This is a genomic window from Yersinia ruckeri ATCC 29473, assembly GCF_000754815.1.
In the GTDB taxonomy this organism is placed as follows: Bacteria; Pseudomonadota; Gammaproteobacteria; order Enterobacterales; family Enterobacteriaceae; genus Yersinia; species Yersinia ruckeri.
On the sequence record NZ_KN150747.1, the window covers coordinates 2,362,900 to 2,383,189 of the forward strand.

The window sequence follows — 20,290 nt, forward strand, 5'->3', positions numbered from 1 at the left end:
ACTTACGCAAGGAGCCTACTAACAATGAATATTATTTTTCATCATCCCTTTGTTGAAGCCCAACAATGGTTAAACGGTATGCAAAGTCGCTTACCAAAAGCGACTATCCGTCAGTGGCAGCGGGGTGATAATAAACCTGCCGATTATGCGATGGTGTGGTTACCACCTCATGAAATGCTGGTCAATCGTCAGCAATTGAAAGGAATATTTGTGTTAGGCGCTGGTGTTGATGCCATTCTGGATCAAGAGCGTCGTCACCCGGGCACCTTACCTGCTGGTGTGCCGTTGATTCGACTGGAAGATACCGGCATGGCATTGCAGATACAGGAATATGCAGTAAGCAGCACACTGCGTTATTTCCGCCGTATGGATGAGTATCAATTACAGCAAGAGCAGAAACTGTGGCAGCCATTAACACCTCATCAGCATGAGCAGTTTGTGGTTGGGGTGATGGGCGCTGGCGTTCTGGGGCAAAGTGTAGCTCGAAAACTGAGCGAATTTGGTTTTAAAGTGCGGAGCTGGAGCCGCACGGCGAAACAAATCAGCGGAGTTGAGAGTTTTGCTGGTAATAAAGCGTTGCCGGATTTCTTACGGGGAACGCAATTATTGATTAACCTGTTACCGAGTACACCGGAAACCATCGGTATTCTCTCGGACTCTCTGTTTTCTCAGTTGAATAAACAGGCCTATTTGATCAATCTGGCGCGCGGTGCGCATTTGCTGGAAAAAGATCTGCTGGCGGCAATGAAAACAGGTCAGATTGCAGCGGCAATGCTGGATGTCTTTGCCGAGGAGCCCCTGCCTAGCATGCATCCGTTCTGGACGCATCCTCGCATCACTCTTACACCGCACATCGCCGCAGTGACGTTACCCGAAGTGGCAATGGATCAAGTGGCTGAAAATATTAAATCGATGGAAGCGGACAGGTCGCCAGTCGGCCGAGTGGATGTGGCGCGCGGTTACTGATTCCGACAGGCAAGGCATGGGTTTTGGCTCGGCTGGGCGGACGATTTCTGCTATGCTGAGCGAACGACGCTTTGCCTGATAAACCGAGAATAAGATACTGTGGAGTAGTTATGTATCCAGTTGATTTACATATGCACACCGTTGCCAGCAGCCATGCTTACAGCACCTTGCACGATTATATTGCCGAAGCAAAACAAAAAAACATCCAACTGTTCGCGATTACCGATCATGGTCCAGATATGGCTGATGCTCCACATTATTGGCACTTTATGAATATGAAAGTGTGGCCGCGTTTAGTGGATGGGATTGGCATTCTGCGTGGTATTGAAGCCAATATCAAAAATCTGGACGGTGATATAGATTGCACCGGTCCGATGCTGGATGCGGTGGATCTGATCATTGCCGGTTTCCACGAGCCGGTGTTCCCGCCGCAAAATAAAGAGGCGCACACTCAGGCAATGATCGCTGCCATGGCGCAAGGCAATGTGCATATTATCAGCCATCCGGGCAATCCAAAATTTAGTGTGGATATTCCGGCGATTGCGGCGGCAGCGGCCAAATATCAAGTCGCTTTAGAGCTGAATAACTCGTCCTTTACGCATTCTCGGGTGGGCAGTGAGGACAATTGTCATGCGATTGCCAAAGCGGTGCGCGATGCCGGTGGCTGGCTGGCATTAGGCTCTGACTCCCATATTGCTTATTCTCTGGGGAATTTTGATCATTGTGAGCGAATTATTGCCGATGTTGGTTTCCCAGCTGAGCGAATTTTAAACCAGAGTCCGCGACGTATATTGAATTTCCTCGAACAGCGTGGCCGTCCAGCGATTGCAGAATTCGCCGATTTGTGACATTGTCACGTAAAATGCTTAGCGCAGTAAACGTATGCATGACTCATGCACAGATAACGGGATTAGGGCGGTTTTATGAATGATTTTTCGCTGGTATGTCGGGTATTAGGCTCGCTGTTTTATCGTCAACCGCAGGATCCGCTGCTGGCTCCACTATTTACACTGATTGAACAGGGCAAACTGGAACAACACTGGCCGTTGGAACAGGGTGATTTGCTGGTGCGTTTACAGCAGGAATATCAACCCCAAGCGCTGGCAGATGATTATGCCGCCTTGTTTAGTGGTAGTGAATGCAGTGTGTCGCCTTTTGCCTCGGCGTGGGAAGATGCAAGGCCAGAAGCAGAGTTGCGCGTATTTCTGCAACAACGCGGTATGCCATTGACTGATGGGCCGGTTGATCATTTTGGTTCGTTACTGCTGGCTGCTTCTTGGCTGGAGGATCAAGCTGGGGAAGATGAAGTACAAGCGCAAATTGCTTTATTCGATGATTTCCTGTTCCCGTGGTGTGGTCGTTTTCTGGGTAAAGTTGAAGCCCATGCGGCCAGTGGTTTTTATCGTACGCTGGCGCAGTTGACCCGTGAAGCCTTGCAGGCGATGCGCGATGAGTTGGCAGAAGAGCAAGATGAGTCTGAGGCCGAATAGCCGGATTTTTGCGGGCTAATGTCTGAATATAGCCCGCCATTTCGGCGGGCTATCGTTTTAGTCGGTAAAGGGCACCACTAACTGACCCGGTTTGACTTCTAACCCTTTGGCCAGTTTCTTCGCCATCGCCTCGGTTTTGCTGTTTTCCGCATTCAAAACATAAGCGGGCTGCTGGTCAAAGTAGGATTTCAGCGACTGGTTCAGGTAAGGTTTCAACATACTCATTACCGAATCCATTTTCTCCGGCTTAACGGTATAATCCGTCACTTCCATATCTTTCAAGAAGATTGCCCCTTTTTCCCGATCAAAAACCGGCTGCGCTTTTAACGTTAACAGCATTTCTGCATCTTGTGGCCCGAGGATCGAACTGATTTTTACCTGTGCATTGCCGGTCAGGGTAATTTTACCCGGCTCGGAACGGCCAATCTGGCTTTGCAGTTGCGTTAAGGTAATCTGAGCATCAACCAATCCAGGTACGCCGATTTGCTTCTGGTAATGATTATGTTTTTGCAGGTAGGTGTTAATCTCCTGCTCGGTGAGCGTGTATTGCGTCAGTGGGTTACAGCCGGTCAGCGCGCCGACAAAAATCAGAGCCGCAGCACCGCAAAATAGTTTCTTCATCATGTTCATCATGGCCTCGTTTAGCCGTAAATTTGGCTAATTATAACGGTTTAATCAATGAGTTGATATTTTTAACCGATGCTATGCCCAGTTGCGCCAACCTGACGCAAGGAAATTAAGGCTGTGATAGTGCGGAAGTCGACGCGGGTTGCCAATCGGATAATTCTGTCTCCGGCGATTAAATGGCCATTGCCGATCTATCCGATATTATGCTTTGCTGGAGGTATACGTTATTCGAAGGAATCCATAAATAAAAAGGTACAGGCCTGCCGCTGATAGCGGTTTATTTGTGGAACCAGACGCTTGAAATGTTCGGATTGGCAGTGAATATCGAGCGCCTCGCGATCAGGCCATTGTTCAATAAAAATAAAATGGCCTGGATCTTTTTGATCGATACACAGTTGGTAGGCGCGACAGAGCGGTTCCTGCAAAGTCTTTTCCACCAGTTCCCGATATAACGGCATGACTTTATCGATATGTTCGAGATGAATAAAATCTTCGGCAATCACTTTTAACATCGGGATGTTCCGTCCAATTATGTCAGACAACGGGCAATAGTGCCTCTGTAGCGAATTTCGTTGGGAGATGGATTTAACCACCACTTAACATCGCTGGCTCAATACGTCGTTGATTAAACTGCCAGTACAGCCCCGCTAGTGTGATCAGGCCGATCACGCCCAACAGGAACCAAGGTAATTCGGGCAGCGCCAGGCTTTTACCCGTGTCATACATCCAACCGCCGCCGGTATAGCCTAATGCGCCACCCAGCGCCAGACCTAAGCGACTGAATCCCATATAACTACCGCGAGCACGGGCATCGGCCAGCGAGGCACTCAGCGTTTCACGTGCGGGTTCAGCAATAATCGAACCCATATAGAAAAAGCAAATCAGCATAAACAAGGTGTGCAAACTGTCGGTCATACCAATAGGGAACATACTGAGGCTCATAATAAATAGCCCAGCCATCAGCCGTTGTTCCAGACGGAAATGTTTTTCGCTCCAGCGCGCAATAGGGTAAAGCAGCGTCAGAGACAAAATAGCCTCAATGGCATACATCCATTTTACCGCCGCAGGTGAACCGGCCACTTCATTAACCACAATAGGCAGCATCAGCATCACCTGTACTGCCAGCATATAGTAACCCGTTAAGGTGAGCACATAAGTCAGGAAGCGCTTATCACGGATCACCCGCATCATGCCTTCTTTCATTGGGGTACGCACGGTAGAGATGCGATAGGCCGGTAACAGCCAAGCGTTCCAAATGGCCGCCAATACGAAGATAAAGGCACCCACCCAGCACACTAAATGGAAATCGTACTGTAATAGCCAACTGCCCAACAGCGCACCGACCACGGCACCCGCGCTGTCCTGCATCATCAATATGGAGTAGAAACGGCCACGTTCATGCGGACGCACCAACTTAATCACCAGCGCGGTACGCGGTGGATCGAACAGTGTGCCACCCAGCGCCGATAAGGCACAGGCCAGCCAAAGAATCCAGGGTTGGTCCGCCATCGCCATCAGGGCAAAACCGGCGGCGCGCAACAACATCCCAATGACAATCATCGGCTTGGCACCAAAGCGGTCAGCAATCGCGCCACCAAAGATCCCTAAACCTTGCTGAATAAACTGCCTCAAACCCAGAGCCGCACCGACAATCACCGCAGCCCAGCCCAATTGATCAACAAAACGGATGGATATTAGTGGGAACACCACGAAAAATCCCAATACTACCAATAGGTTGTCAAACAATAAGAAATACTTACCCAAGCTACGCGCTTGCGATACCAGAGACATTTTTCACCGTCGGAATATGTAGGGGGGGAGAAAACAATAATCACCCTTATAGTTTGCACCTAAATTGATTTAAGTGATAGATGATAAGTTGATGATATTTTTTTATCGTCAATACGTTACCGTCATGGCAAATTCGCAAAAAAAAACGTTTTTTGTTGATTGATTGCGCAATAACTCGTCAATAGCGGTTTTACCCTGAGATACTGCAACGGTTATATTAATCACTACTGTCAATGAACCGCCTGAACTAAGGGGAGTCGATGTTTGGCTATCATTCTGCGTCACCAAAAGTACGGCTGACGACCGATCGCATGTCGCTGCGTTTAGTTCACGAGCGGGATGCGTACCGAATGGCGGAGTATTACGCCGAAAATCAGCTGTTTCTCAAACCCTGGGAGCCAGTACGCGATCAAAGCCACTGTGTGCCTTCCGGTTGGCAAGCGCGGTTGAGTATGATCGCCGAAATGCATAAACAGGGCAGTGCCTATTATTTTATCTTGCTGGATCCAGAAGAACATGAGATTCGTGGTGTAGCCAATTTTAGCAATGTAATGCGAGGCTCATTCCATGCCTGTTTTCTCGGGTACTCCCTTGGAGAACGCTGGCAGGGGCAAGGCCTGATGTTTGAAGCATTACAACCGCTGATTCGCTATATGCAGCGCCAAGAACGGATGCATCGGATCATGGCCAATTATATGCCACATAACCGTCGTAGCGGCGATCTGCTGACCCGATTAGGTTTTGAACGGGAAGGTTATGCGAAAGATTATTTGTTGATCGATGGCCAATGGCGCGATCACGTACTGACGGCATTAACGGATACTGAATGGAAAGCCACGCGCTGAGGTCCAGATGAAACATAATTTAACCCCGTTAGAAGCCCGAGTTATCGGCTGTTTACTGGAAAAACAAGTCACAACGCCAGAACAATATCCGATGTCTCTCAATGGGATAACTACGGCCTGTAACCAAAAAACCAACCGCGAGCCAGTGATGGAGCTGTCAGATAATGAAGTACAGCAAACACTGGATCTCCTGACGAAAAAACATGTTATCCGCACCCAAAGCCTGAGCGTGAGCCGGGTCATGAAGTATGAGCAGCGCTTTTGTAATTCAGAATTTGGCAATTTGAAGTTTTCGCCAGCAGAACAGGCCATCATCACTACGCTGTTACTACGTGGCGCTCAAACTCCCGGTGAATTGCGCACTCGCACCAATCGCCTACATGAATTTACCGATGTCAGCGAAGTGGACGCAACCTTGGAACAGCTTGCTAGCCGTGAGGATGGACCTTTTGTGATCAAATTATCCCGAGAGCCGGGTAAACGGGAAAGTCGTTATATGCATCTGCTTAGCGGCGATGTGGTCAGCGCATCCGTTGACGAGCTGGCGTTTGATGAAGCAAAAACGGCACTGGAAGAACGGGTTGCCCAGCTTGAATTACAGGTTGCGGCGCTGAATCGACGTCTGGATGAAGTGATGGTCCTGCTGGACGACTGATGGGAAACCTATGAAAAAATTACGCGTCGGCGTGGTCGGTCTAGGGGGAATCGCGCAGAAAGCTTACCTGCCGATATTAAGCTGTACCGGTGACTGGTCGCTGGTAGGTGCATTTTCTCCTAATCAGATCAAGGCGCAACCGGTATGTGACAGTTACCGCTTGCCTTATTTCTCGCGACTGGAAGGATTGGCAGCGGCCTGTGATGCCATTTTTGTTCACAGCAGCACAGCCAGTCATTTTCAGGTTATCAGCGAGTTATTGCGTGCCGGAGTGCATGTCTATGTGGATAAACCACTGGCGGAAACCGTAGCGCAGGCCGAACAATTGATTGCGTTGGCAGAAAAATAGGGCAAAGCACTGATGGTCGGTTTTAACCGTCGTTTTGCACCGTTATATCTGCAGTTAAAACAGCAACGGGTTGATCCGGCTTCATTACGGATGGAAAAACACCGGCAAGACAGCGTTGGCCCACTCGGTGTTGATTTCACGCTGCTGGATGATTATCTGCATGTACTGGATACCGCACTCTGGCTCGGTGGTGATAATGCCAAGCTGATCGGCGGCCAGATCACGACCAATGACGCTGGGCAGATGCTATACGCCGAGCACCATTTCCAGACGGCTAACTGTATGATAACCAGCAGCATGCATCGGCAGGCTGGCACTCAGCGGGAATCGGTGCAGGCTGTTACCGCTGGGAGTTGCTACCACATCACCGATATGCGGCGCTGGCAGCAAGAGTCGGCGGGGCAGATTCTTGAATTGCCGACAGCAGGTTGGCAAACTACGTTAGAACAACGCGGTTTCGTCGGTGCAGTACATCACTTTATTAATGCGGTGAGTCATCAGACTGTACCGGCAATCTCTGGCGAACAGGCGATTAGCGCACAACGCTGGATAGAAAAATTACGACAAAGTCGCTGAATAGAACGCAGTTTGTTACAACAAGCGGTGGCTATTAGCCTGTGGATACGTAGACTATTGTCATACTCAAACCCGGAATCGGGTTGCACTGACGCCTGCTTTTGCAGGCGTTGATATTTTCAGCGTAACCAATCAGAAAAATATATGAATTTACTTAAATCACTGGCTGCGGTCAGTTCGATGACCATGTTTTCGCGGGTTCTGGGGTTTGCCCGGGATGCAATTGTGGCGCGGATATTTGGTGCTGGTATGGCAACCGATGCGTTTTTTATTGCGTTTAAATTACCCAATCTACTGCGCCGTATCTTTGCTGAAGGGGCTTTTTCACAGGCTTTTGTACCGATTTTGGCTGAGTATAAAAGTCAGCAAGGGGAGGAAGCGACCCGGACTTTTGTCGCCTATGTCGCTGGTCTGTTAACGCTGGTTCTGGCGGTGGTGACTGTTTTGGGAATGTTGGCTGCACCCTGGGTGATTTATATTACGGCTCCCGGTTTCGCCAATACACCGGATAAATTCGCCTTAACGTCTTCACTCCTGCGCGTGACTTTTCCCTATATTCTGCTGATTTCCTTGGCCTCGCTGGTGGGGGCCATCCTTAATACCTGGAACCGTTTTTCCATCCCGGCTTTCGCGCCGACACTGCTGAACGTTAGCATGATTGGCTTTGCCCTGTTTGCTGCGCCGTACTTTAATCCACCGATTATGGCATTGGCATGGGCAGTGGTGTTGGGGGGCGTACTGCAATTGGGCTACCAATTACCGCATCTGAAAAAAATCGGTATGTTGGTGTTACCACGACTCGCGCTGGGGGATAGCGGTGTCTGGCGAGTGATGCGCCAGATGGGGCCTGCGATCCTTGGGGTGTCTGTCAGCCAGATCTCATTAATCATCAATACCATCTTTGCCTCATTCCTGGTGTCGGGTTCAGTGTCCTGGATGTATTATGCTGACCGATTGATGGAGTTCCCTTCTGGTGTATTGGGGGTGGCTCTGGGGACTATTTTGTTGCCTTCACTAGCGAAAAGTTTCTCCAGTGGTAATCATGACGAATATTCTCGCCTAATGGATTGGGGGCTGCGTTTATGCTTCCTGCTGGCCATTCCTAGCGCTATCGCATTGGGTATTTTAGCCAAGCCTCTCGTAGTTGCGCTGTTCCAATACGGTAAATTCAACGCTTTTGATGCCGCGATGACTCAACGTGCGCTGGTGGCTTATTCTGTCGGTCTGATCGGGTTGATTGTGGTTAAGGTATTGGCCCCCGGTTTCTATTCGCGGCAGGACATTAAAACGCCGGTGAAAATTGCCATTGTTACCTTGATAATGACACAGGTCATGAACCTGGTGTTTATCGGGCCGCTAAAGCATGCGGGGCTGTCGCTGTCTATCGGTCTGGGGGCTTGCTTGAATGCTGGCCTACTGTATTGGCAACTGCGTAAACAGAAAATATTCCAGCCGCAGCCAGGTTGGGCGATATTTATGACCAAGCTGATTATTGGCGTGGTAGCGATGTCCGCGGTGTTAATCGGTATGTTATGGCTGATGCCGGCCTGGGATGTCGGTGGTATGGCGTATCGCCTGCTACGATTATTCGCGGTAGTGATTATCGGTGTGGTTGCTTATTTTGCCACGTTGGCGTTGTTAGGTTTTAAACTGCGAGATTTTGCCCGCCGAACCGGCTGACAGAATCATTAAGCTGCGGCCTGCCATAGCAGAACTCAAGAGGTAATATTTCAACCCGATAATGATCGGTTTTTTTTACGTCTATTATCACCGCTGGAATATCACTACAAAATATAAATAAAATAAATAATATAATAAGACAAATAAAAATCATAAATCACATATGTTTATTGATTAATAATCATTAAATTATATTACCGTATACTATTCAAGTGGCTTATGGTGTGTATTTTAAATAAACAAATTATCCGGTTCGTTTAATATATATTATTTATTTATACTATTTATTATTTAAATTGATAATAACTTTTATTTAAAACGCACTCATTAAATGCAGTGGTGATTCCATGAAAAAAATAATCATTTTTTTGATGTTTAGTCATATGGTATGGGCGACAGAGAGTCGCGAAGAAAGTTATCACTCAACCCAGCCTTCAGTGAATAGCATTAGCCATATAATAGAGAAATCTGATGAATTTGAAACTCATCTTAGCCCGCAATGTCTAAATATTTCGTCTGTCTATATACAAGGAAATACAATATTCTCAAATGATAATTTGCCAAGAATAATAAAAAAATTGAACGAATGCATCACCATTGAACATGTAAATAAGTTGATGAGGGATATAAAAAACAAATATATTAGCAATGGTTATATTATGGTCGCAGTTGACACATTACCATTAAATAAAAAAAGAGAATTAGGTATAAGTATTATAGAGGGTGCTGTTGAACGTATTGATGGAACGGATAATCGAACCAACCCACACTTTCTCTTTCCCGGCGTTCAGGGTAAACCATTGCGCTTATCTGAAATCGATCAGGCTATTGATCAGGCGAACAGATTACAGTCAAATCAGGTAACGTTGAATTTACTTCCTGGCAGTGAACAGGGAATGTCGATCATTAATGTGAATAATATCGATGCAAAACCCTGGCTATTGAGTACCTCAGTTGATAACTACGGATATAAAAATGTCGATGAATGGCAAGGGAAAACATCGCTAACGTGGGATAGCCCATTCAAGTTATCTGATTTGGTTACTGTCAATTTCAACCGTACTTTGGAGAATTCTAAAAATCGTTATAAATACCATTACACGCTATTTTACTCGGTTCCCTATGGCGCATATACATTCAGCACCACATTAAATAAAAGTCAATCTCGTCGCTATGAAAAATTGAAATATCAAACAATAATGCTCAGTAACAATAATGAAAGATATCGGATTGAAAATAAATATACATTTCACAGAAACAGTCAACAAATAAACTCAGCTAGCGCAAATATAGAACATAAAAAAATAAATGCTTTTATTAATGAAGCTAAACTGAACATTAATAGTTATCAAAATACAGTGCTGGAATTGGGAGTCAATCACTATCGAAAGATACCTAATGGAGGAATAAATGCTTATCTCTCAATTGAGAAAGGTATACCTTGGCTAGATGCTAATCGTGCGGATAAGCAGAATAACCGATTCCTGCCAAGGAGTGATTTTATTAAAAATTCAATCATGCTGAGTTTATACCGCAACTTTCGTTTAGCAGATTCAGATTACCAGTGGAATAGTGTATTGGCAGGACAATATAGCCACAGAATATTACCTGGCTATGAGCAACTGAACTTAACTGAACGTGGGGCAGTACGTGGATTTAGTCGTAGTGGATTAACTGGCGACAACGGTTGGTATTCAAGGAATACGATCTCGCGATATTTATTTATTAAAGAGATGGTGTTAATTCCACGATTGGGTGCTGATGCTGGGCGAGCTTTGCAGCGAAAAAATAAAGAAGGCTGGCGAAGTCATGCCGGTATCAGTACTGGAGTAAGTCTGCATTATAAAAATGCACTGTTTGATCTTGAGAGCAGTCGTGGATGGCACTTATCAGAGAAATATCATAAAAAGGAGCCACTGCAGTTTTTATTTAGAGCCAGTTACACCTTTTAATTCTCTAAAATAAAAAGGCTTATCGGGTAATATTATTTCTACCTAAGGCGATACTTTGCCATATGAAAGGTTATTTATCGTAAATAAAACGTAAATAGTTCATGTGGTTTTAATCACCCCATAGGATTTAATCATTACAATATAAAAATAAACCGACGACGCCTCGCATTATGGAGCGGTAAAGATACCAATATTTAGGTAGGTCTAGTGCTGTCATTTTTTATCAAAACGAATGGGAAAAGATGATTTTTTCTATTCAACTTTACCATCGAAATAATAAGGATAGACTAATGAAAGAGAGAAAATTTAAATTATCTGCATCTGGAAAATTGGCTTTAATTATCACGATGACATTGTCACCGCTCTCACTCAGCTATGGCAGTCATATCGTACCGGTTGAAAATACCGCTAATAGCCCGACTCTCAGTAAGCACGTCAATAATTCAACGGTGGTCAATATAGTCGCTCCGTCAGCATCTGGTCTATCTCATAATCAGTATAAGGAGTTTAATGTTAATCAGCAGGGAATCACATTTAATAATTTAACTTATGAGGCTGAGTTAAATTCTAACCCTAACTTGATTAACGGACGACCGGCGACCTTGATTTTAAATGAAGTTGTAGGCGTGAATATTTCTGAGTTGCAGGGACGTCAACAACTTGCTGGCTCTCCTGCAGATTATATACTGGCTAATCGCAATGGTATTAATTGTGATGGCTGTAGTTTTGACCCACAATTTAATCAAGTTAGCTTGGCTGTCGGCGAGACTATCGTTAATCAAGGTAAATTCGAAAAAATAAATACGGTTGATGGGAAAGGCAGCTTGAATATTAATGCTTCTGGTGCGTACTGGGGGCTTGGGAAAAACGTTAATCTTATTGCTCCTAATATTAACTCAGATCGAGACATATCAATCGATGGTAACCTTAACATTGTTTTAGGCCATAATCACGTTAATAGTGATGGCAATGTAATCTATAGCGTTGAGCCAAAAAATAATCCGTATATTAGAGACGCAATATTAGCTGGCAGTATGAATGCCAACAGAATAAGAGTGTTTGATAATCACCACGATAGAAAAATTAAATTAAAAGGAGATAACATAATCTCATCTAATGATATTGATATTGATGTAAATTCTAAATTAATGGTACATTCTGATAGCCTTCATGCTGGCTCAACGTTAAAAATAAAAGCAAATAATATCAATGTGGCTAATAATGTTGAGAGTCCATTTCGAAACAATCAGGTTGAACTGACCGATATCTCTGCGGGTGAAAATATTGTTTTTTCTGCGAATGGTAACATCAACCTGACCAGCGTTAACATTAAGGCAAAAAAGGATGTCAGCTTAAATGGAGGAGAGATAAATATCACAGCAGGGATTAAATCTTCGAGTACTGATGACTATGACCGTGAATATACTATCGGTTTTACTAATATTTACTCCACATCATCTACTTCAATAGATAAAGTTGTTAAAAACTCAATCAATACTGATGGTAATGTACGGATTTCAGCCACCGATGGCGATGTTACTGCTGGTGCACTTTTGGTCAATGCGGGTAATGAATTGAATGTGTTAGCTTCCGGAAGTATAAACACTCACGGAATTTCAGGACTTAATGTAAATCGTAAGCATATCAGGAAAGTCGATAGTCTATTCTATGCTGAAAAAGACAAAAACAACAAGCTTATTAAACGGCAGTTTTTAGAAAAAAACCACTTCTTTGCCAATAAAAATATGAATCTTAATGCTAGGGATAATATTAACCTCACTGCACTTACAACTCATGCTGGCGGTGATTTATTCATTCATTCTGATGGTACGGTAAATATAAATGTACAAAAAACAAAAAATACTGAAATAGATAATTACGATAAGGATAAATTTTTTGAGATAGGAGGTGAAGATAAAGATAACCATAGCGATAGTTATGAGATTAGCCATAGAACTGAATTGACTGGGCGAGATATACATATTACTTCTGGTAATAATATGCAGATTTTTGGTGCAAAAATTGATGCCAGAAGAAATAGCAATATTGAAGCAGGTAAAGCATTATTCTTCGGCGGTGCTATTAATGAACGGAGGGAGAAAGGAAAAAAAGTCACTACTGGCATATTTGATATTCCTTTCAGCTCAAACCAGAAAGATAATAGCTATGAAGCCTTTGTGGACAGCCAGATCACTACCGGTGGTGATTTAGTTGCTCGTGGTGATACCGTACAGATAGAAGGCAGTATTTTTGATATTAATAATCACTTATCTATTCACAGTGATAATGACATCACTGTCATTGCTGCGCGTGAGCAGCAAAAGAAAGATGAACAAAGTACGCAATTGAGCATGGGTTTTTATAGTGAAGAAAGTGATAAAAACCAGTACAACGCTGGATTTATGATTAAATATATCAATGAAAGTGAAAAAAGTACCCACAATAATAGTAAAACCTCCACCTTAAAGGCCGGAGATATTGATATCTCTGCCGGTGGCGACTTATTATATTATGGCACGGCGATAGAAACCACCGCCGGTAATCTTACGATTAATGCGGATAAAAATGTTGGTTTTTTTGCGGCCAGAAACAACATGACTAGCGATAAAAATACCAAGATAACCAGTGGCGGATTTTATTATACCGGAGGCATTGATAGAGCCGGTAGCGGAATCTCGGTCAGTCACCAAGACCATGAAGAAAATAGCTCGTCTGATTCTGGTATTGTTTCTCGCACCGACATAAAAGGAAGTCTGCTGATTAACGCTAAAGGGGACATTACTCATCAAGGTGCGCAACATAAGGTAACAGAAGAGTATCATGCTCAAGGGGGGACGATAAATAACCTTGCCAGTAATAATATTTATATTGACCGGTCTAATCATGAGAAGTGGAATGGCGGTTTAGGATTCAATATTGATTATAGCGGTATCACTCGACCAATAAGAAAATCATTAGAAAAAAAACTGGAAACCGAGGGGCTGGTCATTCCCAATGCTAAACCACCAACAGCAGGTATGGATATTACCTTAAATAAAAAAGATACGGATAAATCTGATAAGAAGATTGTGGCCTATGTGACCACCATTCATGCGGGGAAAGGTATAGTAGAACATGCCACAGGTACAATGATTGATGAAGGAACCCAATATAATAGCGCTGGGGCAATTAAAATCACCGCTAATGATTATTTTAATAATACAGCAGAAATTACCAGCCTAGGCCACCAGCATGATATCCATGGTCAAGGAAAGTTACGTGTAGCAACCAGTAGCGGTAAAGATATTAAAATTTCCTTGAAAGGTCAGGGCGGAGTCAATATCAGTGACTATTATACACAGGATGCATTACCCGGCATTATCCAGGCGAAAGATGGCGTGTCTATCGATATTATTAATGACGGCTACTTTCAAGCGACACAAATAGAAGGTGGTAATAACGACGTTATTGTAAACGCAGGTAATCAACTTAATTTAGATCAATCGCAATATTCTGAAATTAACGGTTTATCCAATGCCTTTGGCAAAGGCGGGCTTAAATTGGATTCGAAAGCTGGTGCGAATGGTGGACTGATTGAGGGTGGTGGTGGCATGCATCGACAGAATAAGAATGCAAACAACGCCATGAAAACCCGTATCACTACCGAGGGGAAGGTGAAGCTAGCCAGCGGAAATGGTGATTTAACTTTAAAAGGCGTTGAGATTGGTAGTGCGGATGCCGCGGTTGCTGATGTGGAATTAATATCAGGTGGTAAAGTTAAGCTATTGGCGTCAGTTTCTGACAGCGCCACCCAAGCGAGTAAGCAAGGGGGAAGTGTACTCCTCGGCATGACAAAATCCAGTTCAGGCGATAAAAATACCACCAGTGGTGCGATAGGCGTCACGGCAGAGGAAAATATCATCAATGAATCAACCCTATTTAGTCAGGGTTCTTATATTAACAGTCGAGATAATATTATTATTAGTGCAGGAAGTTATGATGAAAAATCTATATATACTCAGGGATTAGAGGCCATAGCCCCGTATATCAGTATGACCGCAGAAAATGGCGGCATATTTATGGAGTCAGCGCGGAGTTCATCACCGAAAGATAATAAGAACCTCTATATCGGTATCAGTGCAAATGGAGAGAAAACCTCTGGCTCAAATTCGAACAGCATTAATGGCTACGATGTCACTGGCGGGAGTTTTAATTTAATTTCCGCTAATGAAAATCAAACTATTATCAAACATGAAAATACCAAACTGACTGCCAATATATTTAAATTATCTAGCGCTGGTGATACTAAAATGAAGGGGGCTAAAGTCATCGCTGATATTGTGCGGGCCGATATTGGTGGGAACCTCAAGATCCAAAGTGTTGAAGAGCACGAAAAAATAAATAAGAGTGATATTCGGTTTAATCTAGGCTATATGGGTAATGTTGACTCCGATAAAGATGCCAAGTTTGAGTTTGGAGGGGCGTTTGATCGGAGTACTACAGAACAACAGGGAATAAAGGAGAAATCTGGTTTCTCGGGTAAATATAAAAACGTGATTAACTATGATGGCCATAGAACATTATTCGATGCGGAGGTCATTAATTCACGTAATCCTGTGGAGTGGAATACCTTCAGTCATAGACCTTCACGGGATGAGTTATACACAAATTGGTTATTATTAGTAGATAAAATCACAAATTATTGATTCAGATTTTTTAAATAAAATTTCTGAACCTAAATGCCAGTCGATGATAACGGCTGGCATTTATTGTCGGTATCGTCAGGGCTTCATCCGGTTTATTTTAAAGTCGTAAAATTATTAAATGTTATTATTATTTCATTTTTATTTATTCCGCTGTCGGCTAACTGGTGTCAGAATTTGAACATCATCTCGATCTTAATAAGAAGGTCAAAACAAGAAACCATAAAACTTTAGCGCCTGGGCACCCCATGCGATGGCATCAATTTTGGCGGCATGTTGAGCGAATCTGTAATCGAATCGTAAGATCAAGGAGAGTGACCATGAGAATATCAGGTGTCGGTACGCTGCTATTATTCGCCACGCTATCGTCCAGCGTGTTGGCGAATACCTTACATTGTCCGAAGGTGGAATCAATTCAGAGTGGGGCGGGTGTCTATACGGCACAAACACAAAGCGGTGAATGGTTGGGGGTTAAGCAAGGAAGCGTAAGCAATGCGGATCCGGTTACGGCCTTTGTTGAAGCCAGCCTGACGATTGCACCAGCGGAGGCCGGAGCCGCCCAAGCTGACAAGGTATTAAAATGTACTTATCTGCTGAGCAGTAATATTAAATTGGATATGCGCTATAGCGTAAGAGAAAACCCAGACTGGCAACCAGTAGAAGAAAACCCACAACAAACCAAATTCTGGCATGAAGAAGAAGGGCCATTTGGCTTACAACTGAAGATATGTTCAGGTCCAGAGGTTCATGCGGAACAATGTCACGTTCAATTACTTCATGGACAAATTGGTTAATAGTAATAATAAAAAAGGCCCGTTAGGGCCTTCAGACTGCGGACAAACCGCGATCCTGCGATCTCTGGTGGGGAAGACCGGTAGAAGAGTCAAGCGTCCGCGCCAGGGATGGCGCGGAACGAGCCGACAAGGACGTATTCACGGCGTCTTGACGATCTGCCGGTTTTCACCGCAGCGAGTACTTTATCATTAACCTCAAGGCCCATTAGGGCCTTTTTAGTCAAATTCACCTTGTCATACACCGGTATTACATACGTTCAACGGTTTGAATACCCAGAGTATCTAAACCTTGCTTCAGCGTTTTTGCGGTCAGCATGGCCAATTTCAGGCGGCTTTGGCGGCTTTCTTCGCTATCGGCATTGAGGATCTGGCAATGTTCGTAGAAGCTGGAGAATAAACCAGCAACATCGTACAAATAGGCACACATAACATGCGGTGTACCTTCGCGAGCAACATTGGTGATGGTTTCCTCGAACTGCAACAGACGGGTGGCCAGTGCGGCCTCACGCTCTTCGGTGATCACCAGAGGCAGTGTCAAGCTACGTTCATCGACCACCCCGGCACGTTTAAACACCGAAACTACGCGGGTGTAGGCATATTGCATATAAGGGGCGGTATTGCCGTCCAACGCCAGCATGTTGTCCCAGTCAAACACATAATCGGTAGTGCGACTTTTAGAGAGATCGGCATATTTCACCGCACCAATACCCACGGCATTGACCACTTCAGCCAGCTCATTAGCGGGCATATCCGGGTTTTTCTCCGCAATCAGTTTACCAGCACGCTCGATAGCTTCATCCAACAGATCGGACAATCTAACGGTACCACCTGAACGGGTTTTGAACGGTTTGCCATCCTTGCCCAGCATCATGCCGAACATATGATGTTCCAACGGCACGGATTCTGGTACATAACCAGCTTTGCGCACGATAGTCCAGGCTTGCATCAAATGTTGGTGCTGACGAGAGTCGATGTAATACAGTACCCGATCGGCTCCCAGTGTTTCATAACGGTATTTGGCGCAAGCAATATCGGTGGTGGTATAAAGGTAGCCGCCATCTTTTTTCTGGATAATCACACCCATAGGCTCACCGTCTTTATTTTTGTATTCGTCGAGGAATACCACGGTGGCACCTTCACTTTCTACCGCCAGACCTTTGGCTTTAAGATCGGCCACAATGCCCGGTAGCATTGAGTTGTACAGACTTTCGCCCATCACGTCGTCTTGAGTCAGTGTCACATTCAGACGATCGTAGGAAATCTGATTTTGCGCCATGGTGATATCCACCAATTTACGCCACATGGCGCGACAATATTCGTCGCCACCTTGTAGTTTTACCACGTAGGCGCGGGCGCGGGCGGCGAACGCTTCGTCTTCATCGTAGTGCTTTTTCGCTTCGCGATAGAACACTTCCAGATCCGACAACCCCATATCACTGGCATTTTCGTTCTGCATTTTTTCCAGATAGGCAATCAGCATACCGAACTGAGTACCCCAGTCACCAACATGGTTGGCTCGGATAACGTTGTGACCCAAGAATTCCAGAGTCCGAGCCGCAGCATCACCAATAATCGTGGAACGCAGATGACCCACGTGCATTTGTTTAGCTACGTTTGGTGCGGAATAGTCGATCACCACGGTTTGTGGTTCAACGGGGGCAATGCCTAATTTTGGGGCGGTCAGCGCATATTCGACTTTCTCGGCAATCCACTGACGATCAAGGAAGATATTGATAAAACCGGGGCCCGCGATCTCAACTTTACTGGAGATGCCTTCGAGATCCAGCAGCGCGACCACTTTCTCAGCCAATTGTCGGGGTTGCATACCGAGTTTTTTGGCCACGGCCATCACGCCGTTTGCTTGATAATCGCCAAATTGGGCTTTGGCGGACTGGCGAACTTGTGCTTCGCTGTCGGCTGGAGCACCTGCTGCAATCAGCGCCTGGCTGACTTTATCTGAAAGAAGAGCCTGAATATTCACCGGGTTACCTTAATTACGGACGTGAGGCGCAGCGTTGCGCCCTGTTAATCTTAAAGAGGCCTGATCCTCAACGCGACCTGACTCGGTGCGCAGTGATCAACCACAAAACTGCTGGGTTTATACCATATTTGCCCGCCCACGTCAGCAGGGGGAGGGGTTCTGCAACACATAGACTGGCGCTATTTTTCCGATGGGTTATATCATAATCACCCTAGCTTGTTTTATCTGCAATCAAAGCGACTTTTCGACAAAGCACTGTCGTTCGCCGCTGAAAACGGTAAATTATGGCTGCTACTCTTTTATCCACAGGTATAGGCGAAAATAACTTGATGCAAACGCTGGTACAGATTACCGAACTACAGGATTTAGTGAAGGATTTACCCAACTTTGAACAGCAATTGGCTGACTTTTCTCAACAACTCAATCTGGAGCTGTCCTCATTTAGCGCAGACCATATTTCGTTACGTTGTCACGAAATCGTCACAGCAGAACGTTGGCGTGCCGGTTTGCTACAGTGTGGCCATTTGATGTCCGAAAAGGTGATTAATGGCCGCCCAATATGCTTGTTTGATCTGGCGGTTCCTTTGTCTGTTGGCCCGTGGAAAATAGATTGCGTTGAATTACCTTATCCTGGTAGCAAATACTATCCCCATGAAGGTTGGGAGCATGTGGAACTGGTGCTGGCAGGATCGCCGGAAACGCTATACGCCAGAGCTGTAAACCTGCTGCCGGAGGAAGCGGCATTGCCGGAAGGCGTGACATTTAAATTCAGTTCGCCGAAAGGTAAAACCGAGCGATTACCGAATCCGACGCTGGCAGTGAGCAACGGGGTCATTACGATTAAGTTTCATCCGTATACATTGCGGCAAATTGTTGACAGTGAGCATAATAATTAACGAGTTTAGGTTATTTATCTCGCTCAGGATTATCACTTATGGTTACCACTGTGATTGGCCTCTAGTCATTATTTTGCAATGAGTGCCATAGTAAGGGCTTCAACTGCCCTGAAGGAATGGCCATTGAACTTGAATATTACGTTCGGTTTTTAACCTGTCAGGTCGTTGAACCCTGTTTTACAGGTTGTGATATGAGCTGTAGCAGACACGTTTGTCAAAGGGGGGAGAAATAATGACCAAGTTAGAGATTTGTTGCTATAGCGTTGATTGTGCACAAATAGCCGAAGGTGCGGGAGCTGACCGGATTGAATTGTGTTCTGGGCAGTCGGAAGGGGGATTGACACCGAGTTTAGGGGCTTTGATTCAGGCTCGTGAGACGATAACCATTCCGGTACACCCGATAGTCCGGCCGCGCGGTGGCGATTTCTGCTACAGCCAGAACGATTTTGCGATCATCAAACATGATATTGCACAGATTCGGGATATGGGGTTTGCCGGTGTTGTGGTGGGGGTTCTGGATGAAGAAGGACACATTGATTTAGCGCGGATGCGAGAAATCATGAAAATTTGTGGCCCGTTAGCGGTAACTTTCCATCGTGCTTTCGATATGTGCCTGAACCCGATGGTAGCGCTTGAACAGTTAACCGATTTAGGCGTGGCGCGGCTTTTAACCTCGGGCCAACAGCAGAATGCGGAACTGGGGCTGACATTACTACGAGATTTGGTTAATGCCAGCAACGGGCCGATTATTATGGCTGGTGCCGGTGTGCGTTTGAGTAATATGCAGAAATTTTTGGAAATTGGTATCAGAGAACTGCATAGTTCTGCCGGTCGAACCGTGCCTTCGAGTATGCGTTATCGCAAGGCTGGGGTATCGATGTGTTCGGATAATGATGCTGATGAATTTAAGCGTTATTGCGTGGATGGTGAAGTGGTCGAAGCCATGAAAAACATGCTATGCATCACTGAACCGCTGCCACGCTCAGCCTGATATAACCAGCCCCGA

The 20,290-nt window shown here is 45.1% G+C and carries 15 protein-coding genes and 1 pseudogene; 12 read left to right on the forward strand and 4 right to left on the reverse strand.

All coding sequences use genetic code 11. The annotated features are described in order from the left end of the window. Nucleotides 1-24 precede the first annotated feature (24 nt). From ghrA to DJ39_RS10470, 3 genes are all read left to right on the forward strand, one after another. A complete protein-coding gene (ghrA, locus tag DJ39_RS10460) occupies nt 25-966 on the forward strand; it encodes a glyoxylate/hydroxypyruvate reductase GhrA (protein ID WP_004721191.1) in 942 nt (313 codons plus the stop codon). A 110-nt stretch (nt 967-1,076) separates the two neighbouring features. Further along, nucleotides 1,077-1,814: a phosphatase gene (locus tag DJ39_RS10465; protein WP_004721193.1), complete on the forward strand. Its 738-nt coding sequence runs from the start codon at nt 1,077-1,079 to the stop codon at nt 1,812-1,814. Nucleotides 1,815-1,889: 75 nt separating this feature from the next. Continuing rightward, on the forward strand, nt 1,890-2,456 hold the full coding sequence (locus tag DJ39_RS10470; RefSeq protein ID WP_004721195.1) for a TorD/DmsD family molecular chaperone: 567 nt from the start codon (nt 1,890-1,892) through the stop codon (nt 2,454-2,456). A 57-nt stretch (nt 2,457-2,513) separates the two neighbouring features. On the opposite strand, the gene DJ39_RS10475 is transcribed toward DJ39_RS10470, so the two are convergent. From DJ39_RS10475 to mdtH, 3 genes are all read right to left on the reverse strand, one after another. Continuing rightward, nucleotides 2,514-3,077, reverse strand: a complete 564-nt coding sequence (locus tag DJ39_RS10475; protein WP_038242482.1) for a lipoprotein — start codon at nt 3,075-3,077, stop codon at nt 2,514-2,516. 230 nt (nt 3,078-3,307) lie between these two features. Then, the gene (locus DJ39_RS10480) at nt 3,308-3,595 is read right to left on the reverse strand and encodes a putative quinol monooxygenase (protein ID WP_004721198.1); all 288 of its coding nucleotides are present in this window, start codon (nt 3,593-3,595) and stop codon (nt 3,308-3,310) included. Nucleotides 3,596-3,668: 73 nt separating this feature from the next. After that, on the reverse strand, nt 3,669-4,874 hold the full coding sequence (gene mdtH / locus DJ39_RS10485; protein WP_004721200.1) for a multidrug efflux MFS transporter MdtH: 1,206 nt from the start codon (nt 4,872-4,874) through the stop codon (nt 3,669-3,671). 260 nt (nt 4,875-5,134) lie between these two features. Between mdtH and rimJ the strand changes: the two genes are divergently transcribed. The 7 genes and pseudogenes from rimJ (at nt 5,135) to DJ39_RS10520 (ending at nt 16,407) form a co-directional block, all read left to right on the forward strand. Next, nucleotides 5,135-5,719: a ribosomal protein S5-alanine N-acetyltransferase gene (gene rimJ, locus DJ39_RS10490; protein WP_004721204.1), complete on the forward strand. Its 585-nt coding sequence runs from the start codon at nt 5,135-5,137 to the stop codon at nt 5,717-5,719. Between the two features lie 7 nt (nt 5,720-5,726). Further along, nucleotides 5,727-6,374, forward strand: coding sequence for a DUF480 domain-containing protein (locus DJ39_RS10495; RefSeq protein ID WP_004721207.1), 648 nt, complete (start codon nt 5,727-5,729; stop codon nt 6,372-6,374). A gap of 10 nt (nt 6,375-6,384) precedes the next feature. After that, nucleotides 6,385-7,299 (forward strand): annotated as a pseudogene (locus tag DJ39_RS10500) (Gfo/Idh/MocA family protein). 144 nt (nt 7,300-7,443) lie between these two features. Then, nucleotides 7,444-8,979, forward strand: coding sequence for a murein biosynthesis integral membrane protein MurJ (gene murJ / locus DJ39_RS10505; RefSeq protein WP_004721212.1), 1,536 nt, complete (start codon nt 7,444-7,446; stop codon nt 8,977-8,979). Between the two features lie 347 nt (nt 8,980-9,326). After that, a complete protein-coding gene (locus tag DJ39_RS10510; RefSeq protein WP_004721213.1) occupies nt 9,327-10,931 on the forward strand; it encodes a ShlB/FhaC/HecB family hemolysin secretion/activation protein in 1,605 nt (534 codons plus the stop codon). A gap of 290 nt (nt 10,932-11,221) precedes the next feature. Continuing rightward, on the forward strand, nt 11,222-15,616 hold the full coding sequence (locus DJ39_RS10515) for a hemagglutinin repeat-containing protein (protein ID WP_004721215.1): 4,395 nt from the start codon (nt 11,222-11,224) through the stop codon (nt 15,614-15,616). Between the two features lie 317 nt (nt 15,617-15,933). Then, nucleotides 15,934-16,407 (forward strand): DUF3757 domain-containing protein, encoded by a 474-nt coding sequence (locus DJ39_RS10520; RefSeq protein ID WP_038242392.1) that lies wholly within the window; start codon nt 15,934-15,936, stop codon nt 16,405-16,407. A gap of 247 nt (nt 16,408-16,654) precedes the next feature. On the opposite strand, the gene argS is transcribed toward DJ39_RS10520, so the two are convergent. Beyond that, nucleotides 16,655-18,388 (reverse strand): arginine--tRNA ligase, encoded by a 1,734-nt coding sequence (argS, locus tag DJ39_RS10525; RefSeq protein WP_004719759.1) that lies wholly within the window; start codon nt 18,386-18,388, stop codon nt 16,655-16,657. Nucleotides 18,389-18,717: 329 nt separating this feature from the next. On the opposite strand from argS, the gene DJ39_RS10530 reads away from it, so the two are divergent. Both DJ39_RS10530 and cutC read left to right on the forward strand, forming a co-directional pair. After that, nucleotides 18,718-19,284: a VOC family protein gene (locus tag DJ39_RS10530; protein ID WP_038251733.1), complete on the forward strand. Its 567-nt coding sequence runs from the start codon at nt 18,718-18,720 to the stop codon at nt 19,282-19,284. Between the two features lie 232 nt (nt 19,285-19,516). Further along, entirely contained in the window at nt 19,517-20,275 is a 759-nt protein-coding gene (gene cutC, locus DJ39_RS10535) for a copper homeostasis protein CutC (RefSeq protein ID WP_004719763.1), read from the forward strand. Nucleotides 20,276-20,290: the final 15 nt, after the last annotated feature.